This is a genomic window from Kitasatospora sp. NPDC097605 (assembly GCF_040302725.1).
Classification (GTDB): domain Bacteria; phylum Actinomycetota; class Actinomycetes; order Streptomycetales; family Streptomycetaceae; genus Kitasatospora.
Genome location: NZ_JBEOSF010000012.1, coordinates 136,720 through 159,051 on the forward strand (window position 1 = coordinate 136,720; position 22,332 = coordinate 159,051).

Consider the following 22,332-nt stretch of genomic DNA (forward strand, 5'->3'; position numbering starts at 1 on the left):
CCACCCTACGCCCGGCCCCGGCCCACGCCCGGCCCCTCCCACACCGCGTCAGCCCCCGCGCCGGATCAACCCCCGCACCGGGATCGCCCCCGTATGCGATCACCCCCCGCACCGGGATCGCCCCCGTACGCGATCAACCCCCGCGCCGGATCAACCCCCGCGCCCGCGACTCCACACCCTCTCCGACCCCTCCCCCCTCAAGCCGCCCGCAGGGCACCCCTCACCCCCCGCTCACCCCCCGCGCCGGATCAACCCCCGCGCCCGCGCCTCCCGCACCGCCGCCGTCCGCGACTCCACACCCAACTTCGTGTAGATGTGCACCAGATGCGACTTCACCGTCGCCAGGCTCAGCTGCAGCCGCCGGCTGATCGCCTGGTTGGTGAGCCCGTCGGCGACCAGCCCCAGCACCTCCGTCTCCCGAACGCTCAGCGCCGCCGCGGGCACCCGCATCCGCTCCAGCAGCCGGTCCGCCACCGTCGGCGCCAGCGCCGTCCGCCCCGCCGCCGCCGACCGCACGGCCCGCGCCAGCTCCTCCGGCGGCGCGTCCTTCAGCAGGTACCCGGTGGCCCCGGCCTCCAGCGCCGGCAGGGTGTCCGCGTCGGTGTCGTACGTCGTCACCACCAGCACCCGCGGCGCCCCCGGCCCCCGCGCGGTGATCGCGGCGGTGGCCTGTGCCCCGTTCATCGCCGAGCCGGGCCCGAACTGCAGGTCCATCAGCACCACGTCGACGTCCACCTCCGCCGCCAGCTCGACGGCCCGCTCGGCGGTCGCCGCCTCCGCGACGATCGCGAAGTCCGGCTCGCTCTCCAGCACGGCCCGCAGCCCGGCCCGGACCACCGGGTGGTCGTCGGCGAGCAGCAGGCGGATCACCGCGTCGGTCACGAGGACTCCTCATTCGAACCACTCGAAGCGTCGGGCACCGGCAGCAGTACGGCGAGCGCCGTGCCCTCCCCCGGCGCGGACTCCACCGCGAACGTGCCACCGAGCGCCCTCGCCCGAGCCCGCATCGACGGCAGCCCGAACCCGCCGTCCCCGTCCGCCGACGCCTGCGGTCCGCCGACGGCCGACGGCTCGAACCCCGCCCCGTCGTCCACCACGTCCAGCGCCACCTCCCCCGCCATGAAGCTGAGGGTCACCTCCGCGTGCGTCGCCCGCGCGTGCCGCACCGTGTTCCCGAGCGCCGACTGCGCGATCCGCAGCAGCGCCACCTCGTGCGGCACGGGCAGCCGGACCCGCTCGCCGGAGACGCGCAGCCGCACCGGCAGCCCGCTGCGCGCCGACGTCGTCGCGCAGAGCCGCTCCAGCGCGACCGGCAGGGTGTCGCTCTCCAGCGCCGGCGGGGTGAGCGCGCGCACGAAGCGGCGGGCCTCGTCGAGGTTGTCCTGCGCGGCCTGCCGGGCCTGCTCGACGTACTCGGCGGCGGCGTCGGTGCGCTCCGGAAGGGCCCGCTGCGCGGCCCGCAGCAGCAGTTGGATGCTGGTGAGGCTCTGCGCGAGGGTGTCGTGGATCTCCCGGGCGAGCCGCTCGCGCTCGGCGAGGACGCCGGCCGCGTGATGGGCGGCGGCGAGGTCGGCGCGGGCGGCGGTGAGCTCGTCGATGAGCCGGCGCCGCTCCTCGCTCTCCCGGTAGAGCGCCTGGTAGCCGAGGACGGTCGCGGTGGCGACGGCGGCGCCCAGCAGCGGCCCGATCGCCGCCGCGAGGCTGAAGGTGTGCTGGTGCGCGGAGTACGCGGCGATCGAGGCGAACGCGGTGAGCCCCACCGCCACCAGTCCCGCGCGCCGGCCGAGCAGGTGCAGCTCCAGGAAGTACAGCGGGAAGGCCAGCCAGACACCGTCCTGGCTGGCGACCAGCACGCCCGCCCAGGTGACGGCGAGCAGCGCGAGCCAGAGCCCGGCGGCCCGGTGGGAGCGGCCGACCGCGCCGATCAGCGGCCCGGCCGTGTAGACGGCGGCCATCGCGGTGGCGGCGGCCGTGACGGCCGCCGGGTCGCCGCCCCGGCCGGCCAGGGCCCGGACGACGGCGAGCGCCAGCAGGCCCGCCACGAGCAGGTGCAGGCAGACCTGGAGGACGCGGGCGACGGGGGTGGTACGAAGTCGATCGGTCGCCATCCGTCCAGCCTAGGGTGCGTGCGGCCGCCCGGCATCAATCGAAAGGTTGACGTGCGCTTCTGCCCTTCGATGCCGAGGATGCAATCCCCGGTGCGATGCCCGGGGGGCCCTTCTTCGACGAGTCTTTCCAGTGTCGCAGTGGATCGAGCGGAAGGGCTTGCGGTGTTCGTCGCCTGGAGGGATCTGAGGTTCGCCAAGGGGCGGTTCGCCCTGATGGGAACCGTCATCGTGCTGATCACGGTGCTGGTCGGCCTGCTGTCCGGCCTGACGGCCGGGCTGGGCCGGCAGAACATCTCGGCGATCACCGGCCTGTCCGCCGACCACCTGGCCTTCGGCCGGCCCGCCGACGGCCAGAAGCTGTCGTTCACCGACTCCCAGGTCACCCCCGAGCAGTGGCAGGGCTGGGCCCGGACGCCGGGCGTCACCGACGCGCAGCCGCTCGGCATCGCGACCACCAAGGCGGCGGCCGGCCCGCGCACCGCCGCGCTCTCCGTCTTCGGCGTGCCCGACGGCTCCACGCTGGCCCCGCGGGGCGCCGACCTCGCCGCCGGCCGGGCGGTGCTGTCGGAGACCGCCGCCGAGGACCTCGGCGGGCTGCGCCCGGGCGACGCGTTCACCGTCGCCGGCCACCCGCTGACCGTCGCGGCCGTCTCCGGGGACGCCTCCTACAGCCACACCCCGGTCGTCTGGACCACGCTCACCGACTGGCAGCGGGCCGCCCCCGGCGGCGCCGGGCACGCCACCGTGGTCGCGCTGACCACCACCGAGGGCGCCGACCTGGGCGCCGCCGACGCCACCCTCGGCACCGAGACCCGCACCCGGGACGACGCGCTCGCCGCGATCGGCTCCTACACCTCCGAGAACGGCTCGCTGCAGCTGATGCGGGGCTTCCTGTTCGCCATCTCGGCGCTGGTGATCGGCGCGTTCTTCACGGTCTGGACGATCCAGCGCAGCGGCGACATCGCCGTCCTCAAGGCCCTCGGCGCCTCCACCCGCTACCTGCTGCGCGACGCGCTGGGGCAGGCCGTCGTCCTGCTGCTGCTCGGCACCGCGCTCGGCACGGCGCTCGCGGCCGGCCTCGGCGCGCTGATCGGCTCCGCCGTCCCGTTCGTCCTGGACGCCCCGACCGTGCTGGTACCCGCCGTCGTCATGATCGCGCTCGGCGCGGTCGGCGCGGCCCTGTCCGTCCGCCGCATCACCTCCGTCGACCCGCTGACCGCCCTGGGGAGCGCCCGATGAGCCTTGTCCTCGACCACGTCACCCTCACCTACCCGGACGGCGACGGCCGGCTGACCGCCCTCGACGACGTCTCGCTGACCGTCCCGAAGGGCACCGTCACCGCCGTGGTGGGCCCGTCCGGCTCGGGCAAGTCCAGCCTGCTGGCGGTCGCCGCCACCCTGATCGCCCCGGACTCCGGCCGGGTGGCGGTGGACGGCACGGAGACCACCGGCCTGGACCGCGCCGCGCTGACGGCGCTGCGCCGCGACCGGATCGGCATCGTCTTCCAGCAGCCCAACCTGCTGCCCTCGCTCACCGCCGTCGAACAGCTCCAGGTGATGGCCCATCTGGACGGCCGCGCACCGCGCACCGCCCTCCCCCGGGCCCTGGAGCTGCTGGACGCCGTCGGCCTGCGCGACCAGGCGGCCCGCCGCCCGCACCAGCTCTCCGGCGGTCAGCGCCAGCGCGTCAACATCGCCCGCGCGCTGATGAACGACCCCACCGTCCTGCTGGTCGACGAGCCCACCAGCGCCCTCGACCACGAACGCGGCGCCGCCGTCCTGGAGCTGCTCACCACCCTCACCCACCAGCGCGCCACCGCCACCGTCCTGGTCACCCACGACCGCACCCACCTGACCGCCGTCGACCAGGTGGCAGAGGTCAACGACGGCAGGCTGTCGGTCCCGGCGGGGGTGTGACCTATTTCTGGGCGGCCAGCACGTCGTCCACCGACAGCTTCACCGACGCCCCGATGGACTCAGGCAGTTCGAACATCTGCCCGGGGTGGTGGACGGCGTGCACCCGGTACTCACCGTTCTGCGGATCGGTGAGCACCATGATCCGCTGGTTGGTCCGGTCCACGATGAGATACACCGGCACGCCCGCCGAGGCGTACGCGGCGGGCTTCCGCTTCAAGTCATCACTGAGATTGGAGGAGGTCACCTCCACCACCAGGCGGAAGATGGCCGGATCGTAGCTGTTCTGCTCGATCAGCTTGTCGTCACTGTTCGCGTCGACGATCGCCAGGTCCGGAATCGCGAAGTCGGACGGGCCGTCGGGCAACCAGATGCCGATGCCCTGGAACACTTCGGTTTCGCCTTCGTCCAGACCTGCTGCGAGAAAGACGCGGTCTAGCCGCTTGACCGACCGACCGTGCTTCATGTTCGGCGACGGCGTCACGGTGATCTGGCTCCCGATGATCTCGACCCGATAGCCGGCGAACTGCTCGGAGATCAGTTCGGCGACTTCGAGCAGCGTGGGCTGCTCGAACGGTTCTTCCACTGCGGCGGCGGACACGAAATCCTCCTTGTTGCCGATGTCGGGAACATCATCGTAGGACTCAGGGCCACATCCCTACCCAATCCTGGCGCTTTCGCCCGAACGAGTGGTTTGCCCCTACCGGGCCCGCAGGCGCAGGCCGGTGCGGGACTCCTCCTCCGCCCCCTGCTGGTCCTCGGCCCAGAGCGAGCGGACATGGCTGAGGTGGCGGGTCATGCAGGACTCGGCGGCCGGGGCGTCGCCGGCGATCATCAGGTCGAGCAGCTCCAGGTGCTCCTCGGCCGACGAGACCAGCTCGCCGCGCTCGGCGAGGCGGTTGAGGCCGTAGAGGCGGGAGCGCTTGCGCAGGTCGCCGACGACCTCGACCAGGCGGGTGTTGCCGGCCAGGCCGAGCAGGTCGAGGTGGAACTGGCGGTCGGCCTCCAGGTAGCCGATGAGGTCCTGCTTGCCCGCGGCGGCGATGATCGCCTCGGCCTGCGGGCGCAGCGCCTCCAGCTGGTCGGCGTTGGCGGTGCGGGCAACCCGGCCGACGGTGGGGACCTCGATGAGGGCGCGGATCTCGGTGAAGTCGTCGAGGTCCCGCTCGGTGAGCTCGGTGACCCGGAAGCCCTTGTTGCGGACGGCCTCGACCAGGCCCTCGCGGGCGAGGTCGAGCATGGCCTCGCGGACGGGGGTGGCGGAGACGCCGAAGTCGGCGGCGAGGGCGGGCGCGGAGTAGACGACACCGGGGCGCAGCTCGCCGGAGATGAGGGCGGCCCGCAGGGCGTGGGCGACCTGGTCGCGCAGCCGCTCCTGGACGGAGATCAGGGTGCGGGGTTTGAGGTCGGCCATGGTGTTCCTCCGGTGAGTGCAGAACACCAGCGTACAATGTCACGTTACGTTGAGTGTGCAACATTCCGTGATTCGGATGATACGTCAGCGATCTCGACACGTGACCGGACCCATGGTGACAGGGCCGCCGCCCGGTGACAACGGTCGGCGGCCCACTGCTTGACTCCTTCTCCTCACTCCCCCTTGAACAGCCGGACCAGACTGGTCGCGCTGGCCCCGCCGTGCCCGGCCTCGACGCCCCGCCGGAAGGTGTCCGCGAGCACCCGCGGCAGCCCGCCGTCCACCCCGGAGGCCTCCACCGTGTTCAGCACGTGCTCGATGCTCGCGAGGCCCATGGTGAGCCGGTCGACGTCCCCCTCGTGGTTCCCGGCGGCGATCCGGGGCGCGTAGAAGGCGAGGAAGCCCGGCATCGAGGCGGCGGTCGATTCGGCGTAGGGCAGGAACGCGTCCGCCGGGATGCCGTTGGCCTCGGCGACGGCCGTGGCGTGCAGATAGCCGGCCAGCGACGTCCAGAAGAGGTCCATCTGGATCTGGTAGTACAGCTGCGCGAGCCCGGGGTCGTCGCCCCGGTAGTCGGCGCCGGTCAGCACCTCCAGGGCGGCGCGGTGCCGCCGGAACAGCTCGACCGGGCCGCTGTAGAAGGTGGACGACCCGGGCCGGCCGATGCCGGACGGCGGCACCTGCACCCCGCCGGTGAGGTGCCCGGCGCCCCGCCCGGCCAGCCACCGGGCGGCCTCGCGGGCCCGCTCGGGGGTGTCGGAGCTGAGGTTGACGACGGTGCGGCCGGCCAGTGCTGGCTCGGCGGCGGCCAGCACGGCGAACACCGCGTCATAGTCGGTGAGGCTGAGCACGACCAGCTCGCCGGCCGCGACCGCCTCGGCCGCGCCCGGCGCGAGGACGGCGCCCCGGGCGACCAGGTCGGCGGCCCGCCCGGCGGTCCGGTTCCAGAGCGTGACGGCGTATCCGGCGTCCAGGTAGGCGCCGGCCATGGCCCGGCCCATCGGACCGAGGCCGATCAGGGTGACGGACGGCTTGCTGTGCTGCTGCGGTGCGGCGGACATGGGGATCCCCTCCGGAGGCGACTAGAACGAACGCTCTATCCAGGGCCTGACGCTAGCACAGCACTGGAACGAACGCTCTATTCAATTCCCGGCTAGACTGACGCCCGTGAACCCCGCGAACCCCGTGCAGACGACCACCACCGGCACCCGCGACCGGATCGTCCGGGCCACCTCCCGGCTGCTCCAGCGCCAGGGGTTCGAGGGCACCGGCATCAAGCAGATCTCCCGCGAGGCGCAGGCCACCCTCGGCTCCGTCTACCACTTCTTCCCGGGCGGCAAGCAGGAGCTGGCCGCCGAGGCGATCCGCCACGGCGACCAGGAGTTCGCCGACCTGCTGCGCGCGGGGCTGGACAGCACCGACGACCCGGCCGAGGCGATCACCGCCTGCACCCGCCTGCTGGCCGAGGCGCTGCGTGACTCCGACTGGCAGGACGGCTGCCCGATCACCACCACCGCCCTGGAGACGGTCGGCCGGGCCCCGGTGATCGAGCAGGCCGTCACCGAGGCCTTCGCCCACTGGCGCGCCCTCGTCGAGGAGAAGCTGCACGGCGCGGGCATCGCCCTCACCGACGCCCGCGAGCTCGCCGCCACCGTCATCAACACCCTGGAGGGCGCCGAGCTCGCCGCCCAGGTCGCCCGCAGCGAGGAACCGCTCCACCTCACCGGCCGCCACCTGGCCCGTCTGATCGACACCTACCGGTAGCCGGGACGCGGCAGAGCAGGGGCAGCGCGGGGAGGGGCGGCGAAAGACAAAGAAGCGGCCGACGTGGCGGGGGATCCCGTCCCACCACGTCGGCCGCGTTTCCGGCCGGTCGCACCAACGACCACCCCCCGTTCCAGGGCAACGGGTCCGGGGGTGGGTGCCGGCGCAGCGCCGAGGCGCCGGCACCGTGCGTCGGGCCCCACAGCGGGCCCCGCGCCGGCCGGAGAATCAGGCGGTGTCGCGCAGATGCGCCTCCGCCGCGACCGCGAGGTCCTCCCAGGCCATGCCGACGCTCTTGAAGAACCTCGGCCGGTCGGTCGGCACCGGCGCCTCGCCGTTGACCAGCTCGCCCAGGTTCCACAGCGTCGAGGCGCCGGTCACCCCCGCCATCAGCAGGTCACCGGCCTCCCGCAGCGCGACCGAGCGGGCCTCCACGTAGAGCGCGGACCGGCCGACCAGCACCTCGTCCACCTCCCGCGCGTCCACCTCGTGCGAGCCGACCGCCGCCACCGCCGCGTGGTCCGGCACCAGCGCGCCGTCGAACAGCGGGGTGCGGGCGGTGGTGCAGCAGACCACCAGGTCCGCGTCCGCGACGTCGGCCGGGGTGCCGACGGCGGCGGCCACACCGCGGGCCCGGGCGTACCGGGCCAGCGCCTCGGCGCGCTGCTCGCTGCGGGCGACCACGGTCACCCGGGTCAGCGGGCGGACGGCGAGCAGCGCGTCCAGGTGGCCGTACGCCTGGGGGCCGGAGCCGAACAGCACCAGGTGCCCGGCCTGCGGCACCGCCAGCCGGTCCAGCGCCACGGCGGTGACCGCGGGGGTCCGCAGCGAGGTGAGCGCGATGCCGTCGAGCAGGGCGAGCGGCTGCAGGGTCGGACCGTCGAGCAGCAGGTAGCTGCCGGTGATCCGGGGCAGCCCGACGGCCGGATTGGCGGGAGCCACCCCGGCGATCTTCACCCCGGTGTACCTGGCCGAGGCGGCCGGCATCATCAGCAGCTCCCCGGCGGGCACCGGCACCGCCGAGCGGGCGGGCGCGGCCTCCGGGTCCAGCCCGTCGAGCAGCACCCGCTCGATCGCCCGGGCCGCCTCGGCGGGCGTCAGCCCGACGGGGGCCGCGGCGAGCACCTCGTCCGGGCCCGGCGCGGCGGGCTGGAGCGGCTCAGCCGCCGCGCCGGGCGGTTCCGGGGCGGGCACGACGGCCGGGGCCGTCCTCACGTCCCCGCTCACAGCAGGAACCCCGCGCCGAGGGTGTCCTGCGGGTCGAGCACGAAGCGGTGCTCGCCGGTGCGGTGCGCGGTGCCGGTCACCTCGGTGACCACCCCGTCGCCCCACGGGTCGCCGCCGGCCAGCACCCGGCCGCCGAAGACGGTGCCGACGATCGACTCGTGCCGCAGCTCCTGGCCGGGCGCGAGCCGTCCCTCGGCGGCCAGGATCGCCAGCCGGGCCGAGGTGCCGGAGCCGCACGGCGAGCGGTCGATCTGGCCGTCCGCGAAGACGGTGACGTTGCGCTGGTTCACCGTGCCGTCCTCCGCCGGGAGTTCGTCGTACAGGATGACCCCGTAGACGCCCGACAGCCGCGGGTCGACCGGGTGGCTCACCGCCGGGGAGCCGGCCAGCGCGGCGCGGATCTCCCGCCCGATCGCGGTGAGTTCGGGCAGTCGGCCGAGGCTCACCGAGAGGCCGAGCGCGGCGGCCGGAACCGAGACGTAGCAGGCGCCGGAGTGCGCGACGGCCACCTCGACGGTGCCGCGCGAGGTCTCCACCGGCAGCTTCAGCTCGCTCACCCAGGAGGGCACGTTGCGGAACGTCACCCCGGTGGTCCGCCCGGCGGCCCGGTGGACCAGCGCGGTGACCCGGCCGGACGGCACGTCGATCCGCACCCGGGCGACGCCGTAGTCGGGCGCCGCGACCAGGCCGGAGTCGACCGCCCAGGCGCCGAGCGCGATGGTGCCGTGGCCGCAGGCGGTCGAGTAGCCGTCCTTGTGCCAGAACAGCACACCGAGGTCGGCCTCGTCGTCGTCCGCCGGCACCAGGAAGCCGCCGTACATCCCGGCGTGGCCGCGCGGCTCGCGGGTGAGCAGCTGCCGGATGTCGTCCAGCGCGCTCGGCCGGGGCGCGGTCGCGGTGCCGCCGGCGCCGATGGCGATCGCCCGCCGCTCGGCGACGCTGTCACCGGGGACCACCGGCGTACCGGCGACGACGATCCGGAACGGCTCGCCGGCCGTGTGGTAGTCGACGGTGTCGATGTGCAGGGCGGCGCCGCCGTCGGTCTGGCCCGTCATCAGGCACCCCCGGCCGGCAGCAGGGTGACGGTGCGGCTCTGGGTGTAGAAGTCCAGCGCGGCCTGGCCCTGCTCGCGGGCGCCGTGGCTGGCGCCCTTGGCGCCGCCGAACGGCAGGTGGAAGTCGACGCCGCTGGAGGGGGCGTTGACCCGGATCATGCCCGCGTTCAGCCGGTCGGCGGCGGCCAGCGCCGCGTCCAGGTTCCCGGTGTGCACCGAGGCGGACAGGGTGTACGGGGTGTCGTTGGCGAGCGCGATCGCCTCGTCCAGGTCGGCCGCCGCCTGCAGCACGGCGATCGGGCCGAAGAACTCCTCGCGGCGCAGCGGGTGGTCCTCCGGCACCCCGGCGACCAGCGTCGGGTCCAGGTACCAGCCGTCCCGCTGCGGGACGCCGCCACCGGTCAGCACCTCGGCGCCGGCCTCCTGGGCGGAGACGACGGCCGCGGTGATCTCGTCCCGGGTGGCCTCGTTGATGACCGGGCCGCAGGAGGTCTCGTCGACCTGGCCGAGCGCCTTGACCAGCGCGGCGCGCAGCGGCTCGTAGGCCTCGCCGACCGCGACGACCCGGCTGGTGGCGGTGCACTTCTGGCCCGCGTAGCCGGCGATCGCGTTGGCGAGGTGGGCGGCGGCCTGGTCGAAGTCGGCGTCCGGCAGCACGATCGCCGTGTTCAGCCCGCCGAGTTCGGCCTGGACCGGGATCCCGCTCTCGGTGGCGGTGCGGACGACCTGGCGGCCGACCCCGGTGGAGCCGGTGAAGGAGACCACGTCGGCCGCGGCGACCAGGGTGCCGCCCTCGGCGCCGCCGCCGGGCAGCACGGTGAAGACGTCCGCCGGCAGCCCGGCGGAGGCGATCAGCTCACCCAGCCGCAGCGCGACGCCGATCGCCTCCGAGGAGGGCTTGAGGACGACGCTGTTGCCGACGGCCAGCGCCGGGGCGGCCTTCCAGGTGGGGATCGCCAGCGGGAAGTTCCACGGCGTGATCAGCCCGGCGACCCCGTACGGGCGGCGGCGGGTGAGCAGCAGGCCGGGCCCGGCGGCGGTCTCGTGCACCTCGCCGGTGGCCGCGAACGGGGCCTGCGCGTAGTAGCGCCAGATCGCGACGGTGCGGGCGACCTCGCCGCGCGCCTCGGCGATCGGCTTGCCGACCTCGCGGACGACCAGCTCGGCCAGCTCCTCGGCGTGTGCCTCGACCGCCTCGGCGATCCGGGTGAGCGCGGCCGAGCGGGCGCCGGCGCCGGCGGCGAGCCAGCCGCTCTGCGCGGTGCGGGCACGGGCGACGGCGGCCTCGACGGCTTCGGTGCCGGGGCGGGGCGCCTCGGCGACGAGGTCCGAGGGGTCGGCGGGGTTGTACGAACGGATCGTCACTGCGGGCAGCCCTTCGGGGGATTCGACGGGAGGGGTGAAGACGGGGACGGCCGGGTGCTCAGAGCAGGAAGCCGGCCGGGAACGGGTCACTGGGGTCGAGGAAGTACTGGGCGGTGCCGGTGACCCAGGCCCGCCCGGTGACGGTCGGCACCACCGCGGGACGCCCGGCCACCTCGGTCTCCTCGACCAGGCGGCCGATGAAGGTGGTCCCGATGAAGGAGTCGTTGCGGAAGTCCCGGTCGAGCGGCAGCTCGCCGCGCGCGTGCAGCTGGGCCATCCGGGCCGAGGTGCCGGTGCCGCAGGGCGAGCGGTCGAACCAGCCGGGGTGGATGGCCATCGCGTGCCGGGAGTGCTCGGCGGTGGAGCCGGGGGCGAGCAGCTGGACGTGGTGGCAGCTGTGGATGGACGGGTTCTCCGGGTGCACCGGGCGGTCCGGGCCGGCGTTGATCGCGTCCATCAGGGCCAGGCCCGCGTCCAGGATCTCCTGCTTGCGCTCGCGCTCGAACGGCAGGCCGAACTCGGCGAGCGGCAGGATGGCGTAGAAGTTGCCGCCGTACGCGAGGTCGTAGGTCACCGTGCCGTGGCCGGGGACCTCGATCTTCCGGTCCAGCGCCACCGAGTAGGACGGCACGTTGCGGATGGTGACCGCCTTGGCGGCGCCGTTCTCCACCGCGACGTCCGCGATCACCAGGCCGGCCGGGGTGTCCAGCCGGACGGTGGTGACCGGCTCGACGACCGGCACCATGCCCGTCTCCACCAGCACGGTGGCGACGCCGATGGTGCCGTGGCCGCACATCGGCAGCAGGCCGGAGACCTCGATGTAGAGCACGCCCCAGTCGGCGTCCGGCCGGGTCGGCGGCTGCAGGATGGCGCCGCTCATCGCGGCGTGGCCGCGGGGCTCGTACATCAGCAGGGTCCGGAACTCGTCCAGGTGCTGCTGGAAGTGGACGCGGCGCTCGGCCATGGTGGCGCCGGGGATGACGCCGAACCCACCGGTGATGACCCGGGTGGGCATGCCCTCGGTGTGCGAGTCGACGGCGTGGAAGACGTGACGGCTGCGCATCTGCTGACGCTCCGTGGTGGTGGGGAGGGTGGGTGAGCCCGTCGTTCCGGGGAGCTGGCGGGGTGAGGGTGGGTCGACCCCGGCCAGGGGGCCGGCTGCCGCCGCAGCCGGCCGGTCCGGACTCCGGAACTACTGGGTGCGGGTCAGGCCAGACCCTCGGCCAGCGCCTTCTCGGTGGCCGCGCGGACGGCCGCCTCGATCTCCGGGGTCAGCGGCAGGCGCGGCGCCCGGGTCGGACCGCCGGGGCGGCCGGCGATGTCCATGGAGAGCTTGATCGCCTGGACGAACTCGGTCTTGGAGTCCCAGCGCAGCAGCTGGTGCAGCGCCTTGTACAGCGGCAGCGCGGTGCCCAGGTCCTTGGCGACGGCGGCCTTGTACAGCGCGACGCTCGCCTCCGGCAGCGCGTTCGGGTAGCCGGCGATCCAGCCGACGGCGCCGGCCAGGGCCAGCTCCAGCAGCACGTCGTCGGCGCCGATCAGCAGGTCGAGGCCGGGGGCCAGCTCGGCGATCTCGTACGCCCGGCGGACGTCGCCGCTGAACTCCTTGACCGCGACGATCGAGCCCTCGCCGTGCAGCTCGGCGAGCAGCGACGGGACGAGGTCGACCTTGGTGTCGATCGGGTTGTTGTAGGCCACGATCGGCAGACCGGCCTTGGCGACCTCGGCGTAGTGGGCGCGCACGGCGGCCCGGTCGGCGCGGTAGGCGTTCGGCGGCAGCAGCAGGACGGAGCCGGCGCCGGCCTCGGCGGCCTGCTCGGTCCAGCGGCGCGACTCGGCGCTGCCGTAGGCGGCGACGCCGGGCATCACCCGGGAGCCGTCGCCGGCCGCCTCGACCGCGACCTCGACGACCTTGGCGCGCTCCTCGGCGGTCAGGGTCTGGTACTCGCCGAGCGAGCCGTTGGGGACGACGCCGTCGCAGCCCGACTCGATCAGCCAGCGGACGTGGTCGGCGTAGGCGTCGTAGTCGACCGAGAGGTCCGCACGCAGCGGGAGCGTGGTGGCGACCATGATGCCGCGCCAGGGGGTGGTGATGTCGTGGGACACAGGTGACTCCTTGGTGAGGTGTGACATTTTATTAGCGGGCGCGCGGCGGACACAAGGGGCTCCGCCGGGCGATTTCGGACGAGCCCGGTCCTGGACCGGTCCGGGCCCGGTCCTGTTCGGACGGGCCCGGGCCGGTGTTCGGTCCTGACTCAGTCCTGCTCGGCCTGCCCGGCCCGCTCGGACGACTCGGCCCGCTCGGACGACTCGGCCCGCTCGTCCCGCTCGGCCGCGAGCTGGCCCAGCGGAACGGGACAGGAGAGCGGCCGGCTGTCGGCCCGGACCTCGTCCGGCACGGCGCCGCCGCCCGCCAGGCAGGCCACCGCCGGACCGCACATCCGGCCCTGGCACCAGCCCATCCCGGCTCTGGTCAGCAGCTTGACGGTGCGCGCGTCGCCCGCGCCCAGCTCGTCCACCGCCTCGCGGATCCGCCCGGCCGGGACCTCCTCGCAGCGGCAGACGTCGGTGTCCTCCCGCAGCCAGTCGGTCCAGCCCGGGCCGGGCCGGTGGGCGGCGGCCATCAGCTCGGCGAAGGCCCGCAGCCGGGAGCGACGGCGCAGCAGCGCGGAGCGCACCGGCCGGTCGGCGACCGCGTGCGCGGCCAGCTCGCCCTCGGCGATCGCCAGGTCGGCGCCGCCCACCCCACAGGTCTCGCCGGCCGCCCAGAGCCCGCGGACGGTGGTCCGCAGGCGGGCGTCGACCTTGAGTGCGGCCGTCCCGTCGGGCGTGGTGCGGATGGCCGCGCCCAACTCGGTGGCCAGCTCGATCTGCGGGACCAGGCCGTGACCGACGGCGAGCGCGTCGCACTCGATCCGCCGTTCACTGCCGGGTACCGGACGCCAGGCGGCGTCCAACCGGGCCACCGTGACCGCGGTGACCCGGTCCGTTCCGTGCGCCTCGACGACCGCGCTGCGCGGCCGCAGCCGCACACCGTGGCGCAGCAGCGCCGAGCCGTGTCCGGCGCCCTCGACCAGCTTGGCCGGGACGGCGGCCAGCACGCCGGGGCGCCGGGCGTAGCCGAGGTACGCGGTGGCCTCGACCACCGCGGGGACCTCGGCGCCGGCGGTGACCAGGGAGGAGGCCGCCGCGAGCAGCAGCGGGCCGCTCCCGGCCACCACGATCCGTCGGCCGGGCAGCACCAGGCCGGCCTTGAGCATGGCCTGCGCGCCGCCGGCGGTGACCACCCCGGGCAGCGTCCAGCCGGGGAAGGGCAGCTGCCGCTCGTACGCGCCGGTGGCGAGCAGGACGGCGGCGGACCGGACGGTCGCCCGGTCGTCGGCGTCCGGGCCGGTGGTGGCGTGCAGCCGCCAGTCGCGCTCCCCGCCGCGCTCCAGCGCCCACACCTGGTGGCCGGAGAGCAGGTCGACGCGCCCGGCCGCGCGGTGGGCGGCGAGCCGGTCGGCGAGGCCGGTGTAGACGGACCAGCCGTGGTGCAGCCGGTCGGGCCGGTCGGCGCCGAGGCCGGGGGCGGGGTGGCGGTAGTACTGTCCGCCGGTGCTCCGCCCGGCGTCGACCAGGGCGCAGCGCAGCCCCAGGTCGGCGGCGGTCACCGCGGCGGCGAGGCCGGCCGGGCCGGCGCCGATCACCGCGAGGTCGTACGGCCGCGGCGCACCGGTCAGGGGCTCAGACGTCGAGGTCGGCACGGCCGTGGCCCTCCTGGGTGGTGACGGTGGTGCCGGGCTCGGCCGGCAGCAGGCAGGTGCGCTGGTTGGGCCGCCCGTCGACGGTGGCCAGGCAGTCGAAGCAGGCGCCGATCCCGCAGAACGCCCCGCGCGGCTTGCCGCCGACCCGGGTGGTGCGCCAGGCGAGCACGCCGTCGGCCCACAGGGCGGCGGCGATCGTCTGCCCGGGCAGCGCGGGCACGGGCCGGCCGTCGAAGTCGATGGTGTGCGCGGGCCCGGGTTCGGCCCGGACCAGCTCCGCGGGGGTGCGGCTACGGCGCATGGGTGGGGGTTCTCCGTTCAGCTCATGAGCCGATCGTGGGGTTGTCGGGCCTCGGCCGGAGGCTCAGGCGGCGTCCTCGGCCGGGAAGCGGTCGGCCCGGAAGGGGGCGAGGGCGAGGTCGGGCTCCTTGCCGGTGAGCTGCTGGGCGATCAGCAGCCCGGTGGCCGGGGCCAGGCCGATGCCCGCACCCTCGTGGCCGCAGGCGTGGTACAGCCCGGGCACCCGGGGGTCGGCGCCGATCGCGGGCAGGTGGTCCGGCAGGTACGGCCGGAAGCCGCGGTAGGCGCGCATCACGTTCACCCCGGCCAGGACCGGGAAGAGCCCGGCGGCCTGGGCGGCCAGCCGGTGCAGCACCTCCAGCGAGAGCGTCCGGTCGAAGCCGACCCGCTCCCGGCTGGCGCCGATCAGCACCGGTCCGCCGGGCGTGCCCTCGACCACGGCCGAGGTCTGCAGCGCGGCCGAGCCGCTGGCGACGTCGGCCACGTAGTCGGCGGCGTACACCTTGTGCCGGACGATCCGCGGCAACGGCTCGGTGACCAGCACGAACCCGCGCCGCGGCAGCACCGGGAGGCGGACGCCGGCCAGCGCGGCCAGCTCGCCGCCCCAGGTGCCGGCGGCGTTGATCACGGCGGCCGCGTCCAGCCGGCGCCGCTCGGTCTCGACGCCGCGCACGGCTCCGTCCGCCCCGATCCGCACGGCCCGCACGGCCTCGCCGGTGGACAGCCGCGCGCCCGCCCGGCGGGCGGCGCGCAGCAGGTGGGCGGCGGCCAGCGCGGGCTGGACCTGGGCGTCCTGGGGGTAGTGGAAGCCACCGGCCAGGCCGGACGCGAGGTGCGGCTCCAGCTCCCGCAGCCGCTCGCCGGGGATCTCCTCGGCGGTGACGCCGACCGCCGCCTGCTCGGCCGCGAAGGCGCGCAGCGCCTCCTGCCGGGCGGGGGTGGCGGCGACCACCAGGCCGCCCTTGGCCTCGTACTCGACGGCGGCGCCGAACTCGTCGGCGAGTTCGCGCCACAGGCCGCCGGAGTACAGGGCGAGGTCGAGCTCGGGGCCGGGCTCCTTGTCGGAGACCAGCAGGTTGCCCTCGCCGGCGCCGGTGGTGCCGCCGGCGACCGGGCCGCGGTCGACGACGTCGACGGCGAGGCCGGACCGGGCGGCGTAGTACGCGCAGGCGGCGCCGACGACACCGGCACCGACCACCACGACGTCGGGGAGTCTCTGGGAGTGGGACACGTCAGTAATATGTCACATGCCATCGAACCTGCCAAGACCGCCCACCCGGAACGGACGAAAGACACCGAAAAGCCCCGGCCCGCCGCAGGAAGCGGCGGGCCGGGGCTCAGGGTCCCGGGTCAGCGGGTGGACCGGCTCAGGTGATGTCGTCCATCTGCTCGTGACGGGCGGCCGGCACCTGGCCGGAGGCGCTCGGCGTGCTCGACGCCTCGATCGCCTCGGCCCCGGCGACCGGCGCCACCGAGAGGTCGACGTGCGAGGCCTCCTCGTCGCTCAGCGCGAGGTCCGGGTTGCGCCGGGCCTTGCGCCGGTCGTTCATCATCGCCACCCCGACCGCGAGGAAGTACAGCGCCCAGATCGGCGCGGCCAGCGCCAGCATGCTGAGCGGGTCGGCGCTGGGCGTCGCGAAGGCGGCGAACACGGTGATGCCCATCACCATGCCGCGCCACCAGCCCAGCAGCCGCTTGCCGGTGACGATGCCGGTCATGTTCAGCATGACCAGCAGCAGCGGGAACTCGAAGGCCAGACCGAAGACCAGGACCAGCCGGGTGGCGATGTCGAAGTAGTCCGCGGGCGGCAGGATCGGTGTGGTGTCCTCCGGGGTGAACGAGAGCAGCACGTCGACGGTCAGCGGCAGCAGCAGGATCGCCAGCCCCACGCCGGCCAGGAAGAGCGGCGCGCCGCAGACCATGAAGATGACCGTGTACTTGCGCTCGTGCTTGTGCAGGCCCGGCGCCACGAAGGCCCACAGCTGGTACAGCCAGACCGGGACGGTGGCGACCACACCGGCGGTCAGGGCGACCTTGAGCATCCAGTTGAAGCCCGCGGTCAGACCGATGGTCGAGACCTCCGCACAGCGGCCCGTGGGCGCCGCGAGGAATTCCGGTGTACACCGCTGGATCGGCTTGAGCAGCAGCGTCTCGATCTGCTTGTGGAAGATCAGCGCGATGATCGTGAACACCACGATCGCCAGGACCGACTTGACCACCCGGTTCCGCAGTTCCCGCAGGTGGTCGGCGAGGGCCATCCGTCCCTCGGGATCCTTGGGCGTCTTCGACGCCTTGGTGAGCTTGCTCAACCCCGGTCCTCAACTCGTGCGTCGGGGCCCGCCGGTCGACGGGCCTCCAGTGGTCGCGCGTGCCGCGCGTTCAGCGCGCCCCGCCGTCCGGAGCGGACTGCTCGTTCACCGGACGGGCGGTCGCGGACGCACCCGGGGCGGACTGGATGGTCTTCGCCGCACCGCCGTCGGCCACCGCCGGGGCGGGCGGCGCCGGGGTGTCGGCCTTTCCGTCGGTGCGCATCGCCTTGGCCTCGCTCTTGAGGATCCGTGCGGACTGCCCGAGCGAACGCGCCAGCTCCGGCAGCCGCTTGGCGCCGAAGAGCACAATGGCAATGACCGCGACCAGGAGGATCGCGGTGAACGAGACCCGCATGCTCGACCACCTTCAGTCTCGGCGGCACCGACCGGCCGCCCGCTGCGGGGATGGTAACCGCTGCGGATGACGCGCTGACGACGGCCGCCCGAACAGGACAGCGGCCCCCGTTCGCGCTCAGGAGCCAACTGAGAGCGTAACGCGCCCCGGCCTCCGAGCAGCAGCCCCCGGGTGCCCCCGTTCGGCGCTCCCGGCAGGTCCGCCGTTCAGGAGCGGCCCGCCGCCGCGGCCGTGAGGTCCCCGGCCGCCTCGGCCAGCGCCCGGGAGGCGGCGTCCACGCCCTTCGCCAGCGCCCGCACGTCCAGCCAGAGCCGGACCGCGAGGACGCCGAGCACCAGCAGGCCGGCGGTGGCGAGGAGAACGGCGGCGACGAGCATCCAGGACATGGCCCCCACCCTATCGGCCCCCGCTCACCCCTCGGCCGGCACCAGCCGCATGGTCCGCACCCCGGCCCCGGTCAGCGCCGAGACGATCTTCTCGCCGGCCGGCTTGCGCACCGCCGCCCCGCACAGCGGGCACCCGAAGCTGTAGTGCGCCTGCGCCGCCGTACGGCCGAAGGTCAGACGGAACGCCTCGACCGGCAGCTCCACCTTCTCCCGGCACTCCGAGCAGTACACCTTGAATCTGGTACCGGGCTCCACGGCTCAGACCTGCCCCTCCCCGTAGTGCGCCAGCGCCTCCAGCGCCGCCGCCCGCGCCTGTCCGGCCAGCTCCGGCGGCGAGACGATCCGCCCGTCGCGGCCCAGCCGCAGCGCCAGCGGGCGCAGCTGCGTGGGGTCGGCGCTGCGCAGGGTGATCCGCAGTCCGCCGTCGGGCAGTTCCTCGGCCCGGTCGTGGGTGTAGTACTCGGCGACCCAGCGGCCGCCGGAGGAGACCTCCACCACGACCTCGGGGTCGTCGGCGGAGGGGTTGACCAGCCCGCCGGAGAGGTCGCGCGGCTCGCGCTTGGGCGGGTCGGCGGGGACGTCCAGGACCTTGATCTCGGCGACCCGGTCGAGCCGGAACATCCGGTGGTCCTCGGAGGTCCGGCACCAGGCCTCCAGGTAGGTGTGGCCCTCGGTGAGCAGCCGGATCGGGTCGACCTCGCGCTCGGTCATGCCGCCGCGGCCGTGCGAGTAGTAGCGCAGCCACAGCCGGCGGCCCTCGCTGAGCGCGCGGTCGATGTCGGCGAAGACATGGCTCTCGGCCTCGAAGGTGACGCCGACCCGGGCGCTGCCCTCGGCGCTCTCCCCCGCCGCGTTCTCGATCTTGGCGACGGCCCGGGTGAGCGCCTCACGGTCGCCGGCCCGCAGGCCGGGCAGGCCGGCGACGGCGCGGGCGGCCACGAGCAGCGCGGTCGCCTCGTCGGCGGCCAGCCGCAGCGGCTGGGCGACGTCGTCGACGTTGTGCCACCAGATCCGCTCGCCGTCGGTGTCGATGTCGAGCAGGTCGCCGCCGCGGAAGCTGGTGCCGCACATCGGCAGCACATTGAGGTCCGCGATCAGCTCGCGCTCGCTGATGCCGAAGGCGCGGGCCACCTCGGCGACCTCCGCGCCGGGACGCTCGCGCAGATAGGTGACCAGCGAGAGCATCCGCCGCGTCTGGTCGATCGCGTTACTCATGCGTCCACCTCGCCACGCTCGGCGGGCGCCTCGCACACGACGCACCTTCCGATGGTTCGCTCGCTCATACCCGCACACCCTCCGCAGTGCCGGCCACCGCGCGCAGCCGGTCGATGACGTCGGCCCGCAGCTCCTCGGGGCCGACCACCAGCACGTCCGGCCCGAACTCGGCGAGGTCTGCGCCGAGCCCGTTGCCGTACGGGATCTCCAGTTCGTCCCAGCTGTCGTCGGCCCGCCGGGTGGTGAGCGCCTTGGTGCGCAGCGGGAAGCCGGCACCGCGGCGAACCCTGACCACGGCGGTGGCGGTGGCGCCCTCGCCGGCGAACTTGGCGACGGTGGCGCGGACGTCGACGTGCTCGGGCACGGTGCCGAGGAAGGCGCCGGAGCGGGCGCGGACCTTGCCGGTGATCCGGCTGAGCCGGAAGACCCGGGCGTCCTCGCGGTCCCGGTCCCAGCCGGCCAGGTACCAGTGGCCGCGCCAGCACTCCAGGGCCCACGGCTCGACGGTGCGCTGCTCGACGGCGGCGGCGCCGGCCTTGCGGTACTCGAAGGCGACCGGGCGGCGGTCGCGGGCGGCGGTGAGCAGCGGTTCGAAGGCGGCCTCGCGCGCGGGGATGCGCGGTTCGAGGGCGGGTCGGCGCTCGGTCTCGGTGAACGGGATCCCGGCGGCGCGCAGCTTCTGGAGCGCGCCGCTGGCGGCGCCGCTCATCTTCGCCTGCTGCCAGACCCGTGCGGCGAGGGTGAGCGCGGCGGCCTCCTCGGCGTCGAGCGCGATCTCCGGCAGGCGGTTGCGGTCGGCGCGGGCGAGGTAGCCGAGCTCGCCGTCGAGGGCGTTCTCGTCGACGTCGATGACCAGTCCGAGTTCGCGCAGGTCGTCCTTGTCCCGCTCGAACATCCGGTTGAAGGCTTCCTCGCTGCTGTTCTGCCAGGCTTCGCGGTAGGCCTCGATGGACTCCCGCAGCTCCTTCTTGGAGAGCGGACGTCGGGTGTTCATCAGGCACAGGGCGAGATTCATCAGCCGCTCTGCCTTGGCGATCGCCATCGGTGACCCTTCCGGTGTGCCGCGCAGCGCGCGGGGTGCGCCCGCCGGGCGTCGTCATCGACCCGGCGGGACCGACCGTACCGGTAGCGGTACACCCCGCAAAAGCCGAGGGGGGAATGACGTGGGGCCGCACCCCCCACCGGGGGTGCGGCCCTGGTGATCAGCGTCCTCAGACGGAGATCAGGTCGACCACGAAGATCAGGGTCGAGCCCTTCGGGATGGCCGGGGTCGGCGACTGGTCGCCGTAGGCCAGGTGCGGCGGGATGACCAGCTCGCGGCGGCCGCCGACCTTCATGCCGACGACGCCCTGGTCCCAGCCGGCGATGACGCGGCCGCCGCCGAGCGGGAACTTGAAGGTCGAGCCGCGGTTCCAGCTGGCGTCGAACTCCTCGCCGGTCGCGTAGGTCACGCCGACGTAGTGGACCTCGACGACCTGGCCGGGCTTGGCCTCGGCGCCGGTGCCGACGGTGATGTCGCGGATCTTCAGCTCGGCCGGCGGGTCGCCGACCGGGAAGTCGATCTCGGGCTTGCTCACTAGTGCCTCATCTCACGGTTGGTTCGTTCCATGACCAAGCGGCGGGCGCCCGCACCCCGGTCCGTTCCCGGACCACGGTACGGGCGCCCGCCGCCCGTCCGGGACCGGCCACGCGGCCGGCCCCGAAGGTCACACGCACACCATTGTCACCCGAAAGTGGATCAGCCCTGACCGGCGTCGAGGATGTCGACGACGAAGACCAGCGTGGAGTTGGCCGGGATGTCGCCCTGGGCCTGGTCCTTGTAGCCGAGCGAGGCCGGGATGACCAGCTCGACGCGGCTGCCGATGGTCTGGCCCTCCAGGCCCTGGTCCCAGCCGGCGATGACCTGGCCGCCGCCGAGCGGGAAGGAGAAGGCCTGGCCCTTGCTCAGCGAGGAGTCGAAGACCTTGCCGTCCTTGTACAGGGCGCCGGTGTACTGGACGAGGATCTTCTCGCCCTTCTCGACCTTGCGGCCCTCGCCCTTGATGAGGACGTGGCTCTTGAGCTCGGTCGGGTCGGCGGCGCCCGGCACCGGGGTGATGTCGGCGGGCTTCTTGCCGTTGTCCTTGACCTGCGGGAAGTCCGCGGGCGGCGGGGTCACGGTGCCGCTGACGACGGCGTCCGGGGCGTTGCTGTTGCGGATGTCGATGACGAAGATCAGGTTGTCCGTCGCCCCGATCGACATGCTCGGGTTGCCCTGGGCGCCGAAGGCGGCGGCCGGCGGGGCGACGACGAGCAGCCGGGAACCGGCCTTCTTGCCGACGACAGCCTGGTCCAGCGCCGGGATCAGCGCGTCGGTGCCGGCCTGGAAGATCTGCGGCTTGCCCTTGTCGTCGTACGAGGACGGGATGTCCTTGCCGGTGTTCCAGTCCTTGCCGGTGTAGTCGACCGAGGTCCAGGAGTTCTTCTCGACCTTGGGGCCGTTGCCCTCGGAGAGGACCTTGACGACGAAGCTGCCGTCGGCCTGCTCGGCGGGCACCTCGATGGTGGCCTTGGTGCCGAAGTCCCCGGTGACGTTGGGCAGCACCTTGGCGCTGTCCTTGATCGGCGGGACCGGCTCGGCGGTCGGCGTGGCCGGAGCGGACTTGGCGGTGTCCGGCTTGGCGGCGGCGTCGTCCGACGAGCCGTCCTTGTTCACCAGGTACAGGGTGACGGCGCTGCCGATGAGCAGGACGCCCAGCACCGTGCCGAGGATCACGCCGAGCTTGCCGACGTTGCCCGGGTTCTCGTCGTACCCGGCCTCGGAGGTGTCCTGGCGGCGGACGGTGGAAGCGAAGATCTGCGGAGCGTCCTCGGTCTTCGTCGTCGCGGTCCGCGGCGCCTCCCCTGACCCGCCCCACCCGGCCTGCTGCCGCAGGATCGCCGGCGGGACGATGATCGACTCACCGTCACCCGGGAGCGGGCCGCCGGGCCGCGAGTCGGCCGGGTCTCCGGCGGAGTTACCGTGCGCGGTACCGGACCCGCCCGGGCTCGACGCTTTCTCAGACATGACTCCCCATCCATCTCGCCACGAGGTCTTCGAGGTCTACGGCCGGCGTGGTGGCGCCGGGGTGCTGCCGCACTGCCCGCCCGGACCCCGGGCGCCGGCGGCGCCTACCACAGTGCGAGGGCAGTATGAC

At 74.3% G+C, this 22,332-nt stretch carries 24 protein-coding genes; 3 read left to right on the top strand and 21 right to left on the bottom strand.

The window, feature by feature from the left end; genetic code table 11:
• Positions 1–231: 231 nt before the first annotated feature.
• Both ABTX81_RS16310 and ABTX81_RS16315 read right to left on the bottom strand, forming a co-directional pair.
• Positions 232–882: a response regulator gene (locus ABTX81_RS16310; RefSeq protein ID WP_350545396.1), complete on the bottom strand. Its 651-nt coding sequence runs from the start codon at positions 880–882 to the stop codon at positions 232–234.
• Positions 879–2,108 carry a sensor histidine kinase gene (locus tag ABTX81_RS16315; RefSeq protein ID WP_350545398.1) on the bottom strand — a complete coding sequence of 410 codons (1,230 nt, stop codon included), beginning with the start codon at positions 2,106–2,108 and terminating at the stop codon, positions 879–881. Before ABTX81_RS16315 ends, ABTX81_RS16310 begins: the two co-directional genes overlap by 4 nt.
• Before the next feature lie 162 nt (positions 2,109–2,270).
• Here ABTX81_RS16315 and ABTX81_RS16320 point away from each other — a divergent pair, with 162 nt between their 5' ends.
• Both ABTX81_RS16320 and ABTX81_RS16325 read left to right on the top strand, forming a co-directional pair.
• Positions 2,271–3,347, top strand: a complete 1,077-nt coding sequence (locus ABTX81_RS16320) for an ABC transporter permease (RefSeq protein WP_350545606.1) — start codon at positions 2,271–2,273, stop codon at positions 3,345–3,347.
• A complete protein-coding gene (locus ABTX81_RS16325) occupies positions 3,344–4,024 on the top strand; it encodes an ABC transporter ATP-binding protein (protein ID WP_350545400.1) in 681 nt (226 codons plus the stop codon). The genes ABTX81_RS16320 and ABTX81_RS16325 overlap by 4 nt, the downstream gene beginning before the upstream one ends.
• A gap of 1 nt (position 4,025) precedes the next feature.
• Here ABTX81_RS16325 and ABTX81_RS16330 read toward each other — a convergent pair whose 3' ends face one another.
• The 3 genes from ABTX81_RS16330 to ABTX81_RS16340 all read right to left on the bottom strand — a co-directional run bounded on the left by ABTX81_RS16330 (position 4,026) and on the right by ABTX81_RS16340 (position 6,496).
• Positions 4,026–4,622, bottom strand: a complete 597-nt coding sequence (locus ABTX81_RS16330; RefSeq protein ID WP_350545402.1) for a Uma2 family endonuclease — start codon at positions 4,620–4,622, stop codon at positions 4,026–4,028.
• A gap of 99 nt (positions 4,623–4,721) precedes the next feature.
• Positions 4,722–5,435 (bottom strand): GntR family transcriptional regulator, encoded by a 714-nt coding sequence (locus ABTX81_RS16335; protein WP_350545404.1) that lies wholly within the window; start codon positions 5,433–5,435, stop codon positions 4,722–4,724.
• A 173-nt stretch (positions 5,436–5,608) separates the two neighbouring features.
• Positions 5,609–6,496 carry an NAD(P)-dependent oxidoreductase gene (locus ABTX81_RS16340; protein WP_350545406.1) on the bottom strand — a complete coding sequence of 296 codons (888 nt, stop codon included), beginning with the start codon at positions 6,494–6,496 and terminating at the stop codon, positions 5,609–5,611.
• 106 nt (positions 6,497–6,602) lie between these two features.
• Here ABTX81_RS16340 and ABTX81_RS16345 point away from each other — a divergent pair, with 106 nt between their 5' ends.
• The gene (locus ABTX81_RS16345) at positions 6,603–7,199 is read left to right on the top strand and encodes a TetR/AcrR family transcriptional regulator (RefSeq protein WP_350545408.1); all 597 of its coding nucleotides are present in this window, start codon (positions 6,603–6,605) and stop codon (positions 7,197–7,199) included.
• Between the two features lie 228 nt (positions 7,200–7,427).
• Here ABTX81_RS16345 and ABTX81_RS16350 read toward each other — a convergent pair whose 3' ends face one another.
• From ABTX81_RS16350 to ABTX81_RS16425, 16 genes are all read right to left on the bottom strand, one after another.
• Positions 7,428–8,324 carry an ornithine cyclodeaminase family protein gene (locus ABTX81_RS16350; protein ID WP_502892789.1) on the bottom strand — a complete coding sequence of 299 codons (897 nt, stop codon included), beginning with the start codon at positions 8,322–8,324 and terminating at the stop codon, positions 7,428–7,430.
• A 98-nt stretch (positions 8,325–8,422) separates the two neighbouring features.
• Positions 8,423–9,481, bottom strand: coding sequence for a proline racemase family protein (locus tag ABTX81_RS16355; RefSeq protein WP_350545410.1), 1,059 nt, complete (start codon positions 9,479–9,481; stop codon positions 8,423–8,425).
• Entirely contained in the window at positions 9,481–10,854 is a 1,374-nt protein-coding gene (locus tag ABTX81_RS16360) for an aldehyde dehydrogenase family protein (protein WP_502892790.1), read from the bottom strand. Before ABTX81_RS16360 ends, ABTX81_RS16355 begins: the two co-directional genes overlap by 1 nt.
• Before the next feature lie 49 nt (positions 10,855–10,903).
• The gene (locus ABTX81_RS16365; protein ID WP_350545414.1) at positions 10,904–11,908 is read right to left on the bottom strand and encodes a proline racemase family protein; all 1,005 of its coding nucleotides are present in this window, start codon (positions 11,906–11,908) and stop codon (positions 10,904–10,906) included.
• A 143-nt stretch (positions 11,909–12,051) separates the two neighbouring features.
• On the bottom strand, positions 12,052–12,915 hold the full coding sequence (locus ABTX81_RS16370; RefSeq protein ID WP_350545611.1) for a dihydrodipicolinate synthase family protein: 864 nt from the start codon (positions 12,913–12,915) through the stop codon (positions 12,052–12,054).
• Positions 12,916–13,100: 185 nt separating this feature from the next.
• Entirely contained in the window at positions 13,101–14,591 is a 1,491-nt protein-coding gene (locus ABTX81_RS16375) for an FAD/NAD(P)-dependent oxidoreductase (protein WP_350545417.1), read from the bottom strand.
• Complete coding sequence (locus ABTX81_RS16380) at positions 14,572–14,892, bottom strand: (2Fe-2S)-binding protein (RefSeq protein WP_350545419.1); 321 nt, start codon at positions 14,890–14,892, stop codon at positions 14,572–14,574. Before ABTX81_RS16380 ends, ABTX81_RS16375 begins: the two co-directional genes overlap by 20 nt.
• 63 nt (positions 14,893–14,955) lie before the next feature.
• Positions 14,956–16,122: an NAD(P)/FAD-dependent oxidoreductase gene (locus ABTX81_RS16385; protein WP_350545422.1), complete on the bottom strand. Its 1,167-nt coding sequence runs from the start codon at positions 16,120–16,122 to the stop codon at positions 14,956–14,958.
• 136 nt (positions 16,123–16,258) lie between these two features.
• The gene (gene tatC / locus ABTX81_RS16390) at positions 16,259–17,149 is read right to left on the bottom strand and encodes a twin-arginine translocase subunit TatC (RefSeq protein WP_502892791.1); all 891 of its coding nucleotides are present in this window, start codon (positions 17,147–17,149) and stop codon (positions 16,259–16,261) included.
• A 121-nt stretch (positions 17,150–17,270) separates the two neighbouring features.
• Positions 17,271–17,555 (bottom strand): Sec-independent protein translocase subunit TatA, encoded by a 285-nt coding sequence (gene tatA, locus ABTX81_RS16395; RefSeq protein ID WP_350545427.1) that lies wholly within the window; start codon positions 17,553–17,555, stop codon positions 17,271–17,273.
• A 206-nt stretch (positions 17,556–17,761) separates the two neighbouring features.
• Positions 17,762–17,941: a hypothetical protein gene (locus ABTX81_RS16400; RefSeq protein ID WP_350545430.1), complete on the bottom strand. Its 180-nt coding sequence runs from the start codon at positions 17,939–17,941 to the stop codon at positions 17,762–17,764.
• Between the two features lie 24 nt (positions 17,942–17,965).
• The gene (locus tag ABTX81_RS16405; RefSeq protein WP_350545433.1) at positions 17,966–18,196 is read right to left on the bottom strand and encodes a hypothetical protein; all 231 of its coding nucleotides are present in this window, start codon (positions 18,194–18,196) and stop codon (positions 17,966–17,968) included.
• Positions 18,197–18,199: 3 nt separating this feature from the next.
• Positions 18,200–19,156, bottom strand: coding sequence for a helix-turn-helix transcriptional regulator (locus tag ABTX81_RS16410; RefSeq protein WP_350545436.1), 957 nt, complete (start codon positions 19,154–19,156; stop codon positions 18,200–18,202).
• Positions 19,157–19,220: 64 nt separating this feature from the next.
• On the bottom strand, positions 19,221–20,198 hold the full coding sequence (locus ABTX81_RS16415) for a helix-turn-helix transcriptional regulator (protein ID WP_350545440.1): 978 nt from the start codon (positions 20,196–20,198) through the stop codon (positions 19,221–19,223).
• Between the two features lie 169 nt (positions 20,199–20,367).
• Positions 20,368–20,733, bottom strand: a complete 366-nt coding sequence (locus ABTX81_RS16420; protein WP_350545445.1) for an FKBP-type peptidyl-prolyl cis-trans isomerase — start codon at positions 20,731–20,733, stop codon at positions 20,368–20,370.
• 161 nt (positions 20,734–20,894) lie between these two features.
• Complete coding sequence (locus ABTX81_RS16425; RefSeq protein ID WP_350545448.1) at positions 20,895–22,202, bottom strand: FKBP-type peptidyl-prolyl cis-trans isomerase; 1,308 nt, start codon at positions 22,200–22,202, stop codon at positions 20,895–20,897.
• Between the last annotated feature and the right edge of the window lie 130 nt (positions 22,203–22,332).